This is a genomic window from Pseudomonas sp. AMR01, from assembly GCF_041946035.1.
Lineage (GTDB): Bacteria > Pseudomonadota > Gammaproteobacteria > Pseudomonadales > Pseudomonadaceae > Aquipseudomonas > Aquipseudomonas antarctica_B.
This window is the reverse complement of record NZ_JAUTYR010000026.1, coordinates 61,781-68,184: the sequence shown is the minus strand read 5'-3', so window position 1 is coordinate 68,184 and position 6,404 is coordinate 61,781. Positions and strand designations below refer to the sequence as shown.

Annotated in this window: 5 protein-coding genes; 1 reads left to right on the top strand and 4 read right to left on the bottom strand. The window is 59.3% G+C overall.

Annotation, left to right across the window (positions count from 1 at the left end):
• Positions 1–351 precede the first annotated feature (351 nt).
• Entirely contained in the window at positions 352–1,410 is a 1,059-nt protein-coding gene (dinB, locus tag Q7C20_RS20155) for a DNA polymerase IV (protein WP_375069729.1), read from the top strand.
• A 130-nt stretch (positions 1,411–1,540) separates the two neighbouring features.
• On the opposite strand, the gene Q7C20_RS20150 is transcribed toward dinB, so the two are convergent.
• From Q7C20_RS20150 to Q7C20_RS20135, 4 genes are all read right to left on the bottom strand, one after another.
• On the bottom strand, positions 1,541–2,494 hold the full coding sequence (locus Q7C20_RS20150) for a hypothetical protein (protein WP_348062378.1): 954 nt from the start codon (positions 2,492–2,494) through the stop codon (positions 1,541–1,543).
• Between the two features lie 21 nt (positions 2,495–2,515).
• Positions 2,516–4,231, bottom strand: coding sequence for a proline--tRNA ligase (locus Q7C20_RS20145; RefSeq protein ID WP_375069727.1), 1,716 nt, complete (start codon positions 4,229–4,231; stop codon positions 2,516–2,518).
• Between the two features lie 178 nt (positions 4,232–4,409).
• The gene (locus Q7C20_RS20140) at positions 4,410–5,942 is read right to left on the bottom strand and encodes an AmpG family muropeptide MFS transporter (RefSeq protein ID WP_348058886.1); all 1,533 of its coding nucleotides are present in this window, start codon (positions 5,940–5,942) and stop codon (positions 4,410–4,412) included.
• Positions 5,943–5,985: 43 nt separating this feature from the next.
• On the bottom strand, positions 5,986–6,300 hold the full coding sequence (locus Q7C20_RS20135; protein WP_375069738.1) for an MGMT family protein: 315 nt from the start codon (positions 6,298–6,300) through the stop codon (positions 5,986–5,988).
• Positions 6,301–6,404: the final 104 nt, after the last annotated feature.

Genomic DNA, 6,404 nt, shown 5'->3' with positions numbered 1-6,404 from the left:
CGGGAGCCGGATTTGAACCGACGACCTTCGGGTTATGAGCCCGACGAGCTACCAGACTGCTCCATCCCGCGTCTGTGTGTCGGCATTCTACAGAGGATCGCAGGTGTGTCAACCTGTGAATTGAAGAAAAGCGCTTGTGGTTCAATTGGTTAGCTCTCCAACATGGGCAGGAGGAGGGCCCCAGGCCAGTCTGGCCAAGGGTTGTAGCTCTATCGGCAGGCCAATTTCGATTAAGAAAATAAATTCATCGCGGAATTTTCCCACCGCCCAAACGGAAGATTCAAACTACTGGTGCTATATACAGGGGTGAGTGCGATACTGGTTTCCCGTTGGATTACACCCTCTGTTTATATGACGCAGCGCAAAATCATCCACGTTGACTGTGATTGTTTCTACGCCGCTATCGAGATGCGCGACGACCCGAACCTGGCCCAAAAGCCTTTGGCGGTCGGCGGCTCTGCCGATCGCCGTGGGGTGATCGCCACCTGCAATTACGAGGCGCGGGCCTACGGCGTGCGCTCGGCCATGTCATCGCGCCACGCCTTGAAGCTCTGCCCGGATCTGACCATCGTCAAGCCGCGCATGGACGCCTATAAAGAAGCATCGAAAGAAATCCAGACGATATTTCGCGATTACACCGATTTGATCGAGCCGTTGTCGCTGGATGAAGCCTTTCTCGACGTTTCCGACAGCCCGCATTTCGGCGGCAGTGCCACACGCATCGCTCAGGACATCCGCCGCCGCGTTTCCAACCAGTTGCACATCACCGTGTCTGCCGGCGTCGCGCCCAACAAGTTTTTGGCCAAGATCGCCAGTGACTGGAAAAAGCCCAACGGCCTGTTTGTGATTACTCCGGACCAGGTTGAGGATTTTGTCTCGCAGCTGCGGGTGAACAAGTTGCACGGCGTGGGCAAGGTGACCGCAGACAAGCTGGCGCGCCTGGGCATTGAAGACTGCCTGCAACTGCGCGAGTGGAACAAGTTGGCGCTGGTGCGCGAATTCGGCAGTTTTGGCGAGCGACTCTGGAGCCTGGCCCGTGGGATTGATGACCGTGCGGTGCAGAACGACAGCCGCCGGCAGTCCATCAGTGTGGAAAATACCTACGACGTAGACCTGCCGGATCTATCAAGTTGTTTGGCTAAACTGCCTGAGCTGATGGAAACCCTCGCCGGGCGCATGGCACGCATCGACAGCAGTTACCGTGCGGGTAAGCCGTTTGTGAAAGTGAAGTTTCATGACTTTACCCAGACAACGTTGGAGCAAGCCGGGGCAGGGCGGGACCTTGAGAGTTATCAACAGCTGTTGACGCAGGCGTTTAATCGCGGCGGGAAGCCGGTCAGGTTGCTGGGGATTGGGGTGAGGTTGCTGGATCTGAGCAGCGGTAATGAGCAGCTTCAATTTCCCTGGTAAAAACCGGTACCAAATGTGGGAGGGGGCTTGCTCCCGATGGCGGTGAATCAGTCAATAGCTTCAGTGACTGACACACTGCTATCGGGAGCAAGCCCCCTCCCACATTTGGATCTTCACACGGTCTAAAATATCAGCGAGCGCCTGGATCTGCGACGAGTCGCCCTGCATCCTTGGCCAGCGCTTGCAGAAATTCCTGCTGCAACTCCGGATCATTACGGGTCAGTTCGATCAAACTCTGTTCCAGCTCGCTGGCTTCTTCTTCGAGCCCCAGCTCCGACAGACGCTTGACCCGGTGCACCCACTGGTTGACTTCATCGTCTTCCAAATCGTCGTAGATCAAGCCGTGCGCTTCCAGCAACTTGCCGCGCAAGGTGTTGCTGATCGCCAGGGTTGAGTCCGAATGCACGTCGTCCTGGCCATCTTCCACGCTGATTTTCAAGGTGGTGATGCCGTTCAGGTCTTGCTCGGCAAATGGGCTGTCCAACAGGTTCAGGCGCAGCACGCCGTTGCGGTCGGTGGTCAGCTCATGGGTCTGCTTGCCAGCGGTGACTTGTACCGGGCGTTCACTCCAGGGCAGGCTCGAATACTCGGTGCGCTTGTCGCGCTGGACTTCATCGATGCCCGCCAGGTTCTGTTGCGCACGGCCGTGGCTTTGCACGTTCATGAACGGGTTGATGCCGTCCACGCCATAGCTGAGCCAGTCGCGTGTCATGCTGGTGGGCAAGTTGCCGAGGGCGAAGATATTGGCAACGTTAGCCCCCGCGCCCGCCACGAGGGCGACCGCACCCAGAGGCATCTCATAGACTTTGCGCCAGGGCTGGTAAGGGGTGTAACGATCGTAACGGCGGGTGACTTCGAATTCAGTGACCTCAAAGGTCTTCTGCTCGTGAATGCGCACCCGGCGTTGCGGCAGTTCCAGCACTTTGGGTTCGCCTACATCGATCTGCAGGCTGTGGTCGAGCAACTTACGCTCGACCCGCTCCTCGTGCTCACTGCGTTGCGACATCTGGTTGGCGCAGCCGCTGACCAGCAGGGCGCCGCACAAGGCGGCGCCCCCCAGGGCTCTGGTGTTTCGCTTGAACATGACTTCTCTTGATCTGGTTTTTCAGCGACGAATACGCGCCTGGAGGAAAGACAGCACGTCAGCCACCGGCAACGGTTGGGCTTCGGCTTCGGTCCGGCTCTTGTATTCCAGATTGCCATCGACAAGGCCGCGGTCACTGACCACGATCCGGTGCGGGATGCCAATCAGTTCCATGTCGGCGAACTTGATGCCCGGGCTGGTTTTCTTGTCCCGGTCATCCAGCAACACTTCAAAACCGGCAGCCGTCAGTTCGGCGTACAGTTTGTCGGTGGCTTCGCGCACTTGCTCGGTTTCATAACGCAGCGGTACCAGGGCGACCTGGAACGGCGCCAGGGTGTCGCTCCAGATGATGCCGTTCGCGTCGTTGTTCTGCTCGATGGCAGCGGCAACCACACGGGATACGCCAATGCCGTAGCAGCCCATTTCGAGGATGACCGGCTTGCCGTTCTCGCCCAGCACCTTGCAGTTCATCGCCTGGCTGTACTTGTTGCCCAGCTGGAAGATGTGCCCGACTTCGATGCCGCGTTTGATTTCCAGAGTGCCCTTGCCATCCGGGCTCGGATCGCCTGCGACTACGTTGCGCAGGTCGGCCACGGTTGGAACCGGCAGATCACGCTCCCAGTTCACGCCGAAGTAGTGCTTGTCATCGATGTTCGCGCCGATCCCGAAGTCGCTCATCAGCTCAACCGAACGGTCGATGATGATTGGCAGCGGCAGGTTCAGCGGGCCGAGGGAACCGGCACCGGCGCCAATGGCGTCGCGCAGTTCGGCATCGGTGGCCATGACCAGCGGGCTGGCCACGCCTGGTTGCTGGGCAGCCTTGATTTCATTGAGCTCGTGGTCACCACGGATCACCAGTGCGATCAGCTTGCCTTCTTCTTCGGCGCGCACGATCAGGGTCTTGATGGTCTTTTCAATCGGCAGATTGAATTTTTCCACCAGGGCCGCGATGGTCTTGGTTTCTGGCGTGTCCACCAGGCGCAGCTCTTCAGTCGGCGCGGCGCGGGAAGTTTCCCGTGGCACGGCTTCGGCTTTCTCGATGTTCGCTGCGTAGTCGGAACCGTTGCTGAACACGATGTCGTCTTCGCCGGATTCGGCCAGCACGTGGAACTCGTGGGAGCCGGCACCGCCGATGGAGCCGTTGTCTGCTTCAACCGGGCGGAATTTGAGGCCCAGACGCGTGAACACGTTGCAGTAGGCCTGGTGCATGCGGTCGTAAGTGACCTGCAGGGACGCCTGATCAGCGTGGAACGAATAGGCGTCCTTCATGATGAATTCGCGGCCACGCATCAAACCGAAGCGCGGGCGGATTTCGTCACGGAATTTGGTCTGGATCTGATACAGGTTCAGCGGCAACTGTTTATAGCTGCTCAGCTCGTTGCGCATCAGGTCGGTGATCACTTCTTCGTGGGTCGGGCCGGCGCAGAAATCGCGGCCATGACGGTCCTTGAAGCGCAGCAACTCAGGGCCGTACTCTTCCCAGCGCCCGGATTCCTGCCACAGTTCAGCCGGTTGAGTGCTCGGCATCAACACTTCCAGAGAGCCGGCGGCGTTCATTTCTTCACGAACGATGGCTTCGACCTTGCGCATCACCTTCAAGCCCATGGGCAGCCAGGTGTACAGGCCCGAGGCCAGTTTGCGGATCATGCCGGCGCGCAGCATCAGCTGGTGGCTGATCACGACCGCGTCGGAAGGCGTTTCTTTCTGTGTGGCGAGCAAATATTGACTGGTGCGCATGGTAGGCCGTTGTCGGTTGCTTGGACTTGAAATGACTCTGGATTGTACGGGCGTGGGCTGCCGGAGTACAGGTATCAGAATGCAGAGAGGTCTGTGGAAGCTGGCTTGCCTGCGATAGCGGCGTTGGATTCACCCTCGCTATCGCAGGCAAGCCAGCTCCCACATTGACCGCGTCGGATCAGTCCTCGACGGGCGGGTTTAACTTCGCCCGCTGGTTTTCCTGAAACCAATGCAACGCAATCAACAGCAAGGTCGGCACACCCAGCGCACACGTGATCAGGAAGAAGGTGTGATACCCGAACTTCTCCACCATCACCCCCGAGTACCCGCCAATCAATCGCGGCAGCAGCAGCATGATCGAACTGAGCAACGCATATTGGGTCGCGGAGAACTTGAGGTTGGTCAGGCTCGACAGGTACGCCACAAACGCCGACGTCGCCAAGCCCGAGCTGAAGTTATCCAGGGAGATGGTGAAAATCAGCATCTGCAGATCCGGGCCCATGTCGGCGAGCATCACGAACAACAGGTTGGTCGCCGCCGAGGTTACGCCGCCGATGAACAGGATCGGCAAAATACCGAACCGCACAATCAACAGGCCGCCCATACCGGCACCGAGCAGGGTCATGATCAGGCCAAAGATCTTGCTGACCCCGGCAATCTGATCCTTGGTAAAACCCTGGTCGATGTAAAACACGTTGGCCATCACGCCCATCACCGTGTCAGACATGCGATAGGTCGCAATCAGCCCGAGCAGCAGCAACGCCTGCCAGCGGTAGCGCAGGATAAAGTCGTTGACTGGCGTCAGCACCGGCGCCAGGCCACGACGGCCCATGGCCGACAGGCACAGCGTGGTCAGGATGATATAGAGAATGGCGCGCAGGAAGGCGCGGTCTTCCATCAGCAGTTCCCACAGGCTCACACCCTGAAACAGCACGCTGGCGAAGTCGGTGTTGTAGAGCTGGGTGAACATCGCGGGAACCGACACCAGCAACACGATCAGCACAAATACCGAGACAAGCTGATGCGCAAAGCTGTAACGCCCGGCCTGCAATTGGGTGCGCAGTGGCACGTTGGGTTCGCGCATGAACAGGGTGGTCAGCAGCGCGGGAATCATCAGCAGGCCGAACAACACATAAGTACCGGTCCACGCCGAGTGCTTATAGTTGAAGCCGGTTGAGCCGAAGCCTTCGGCAAAAAACAGCGCACCGGCGGTCGCGAGCAGGGCGGCGATGCGGTAACCGGACATATAGCTGGCGGCCAGGGCAGCCTGGCGGCTGTCGTCGGCGATTTCCAGGCGATAGGCGTCTACGGCGATGTCCTGGGTGGCCGACGCGAATGCGACAATCACAGCAATGGCGATCAGCCAGGACAGGTGCTTTTGCGGGTCGCAGAAGCCCATGCCGATCAACCCGAGGATCACCAGCGTTTGGGCGAGTACCAGCCAGGAGCGACGACGCCCCAGTTTACCGAGCAGCGGCAGGCGCCATTGGTCGAGCAGCGGCGACCAGACCCATTTAAAGGCGTAGGCCAGGCCGATCAAGCTCGCATAACCGATGGTCTCGCGGGCCACACCGGCCTCGCGCAACCAGACGGAAAGCGTCGAGAACACCAACATGTAAGGCAAGCCGGCGGCGAAACCGAGCAACAACAGTACTAACGTCGAGGGGCTGGCATAGGCGGCGAGCGCGGCGCGCCAGGTTTTACGGGGCATGGGCTGGAGTCTGCCTCAGGTTTGCGAAAACAAAGCGCGCACTCTAACCGCTGTGCTCTACCGGACGCCAGCCATGGCGCTGAATATCAACACGATTGTTCAGGATACTGACACCTTCACTGCGTAAACGCGCACGTTGTTCGTCGCCTGAGGCACTGCCCACTGGCAGACTTATCCGACCACCGGCACCCAACACGCGGTGCCAGGGCAACGTGGTGCCCTCCGGCAGTTGACTCAGTGTGCGCCCGACCCAGCGGGCCGCGCGGCCTAGCCCGGCCAGATGCGCCAATTCGCCGTAACTCACCACGCAGCCCGCGGGCACTTGCGCCAACGTCAGGTACAGCGCCGTACGGCGCATTTCAGCGGGGCTTTGCGGTGTATCGGCGGGTGGATTCACTGTGGGCACATCCGTTTGGATCGTCGGCATTTTTGTCGGAAACGTCTTTAAATATGACGTGTGGC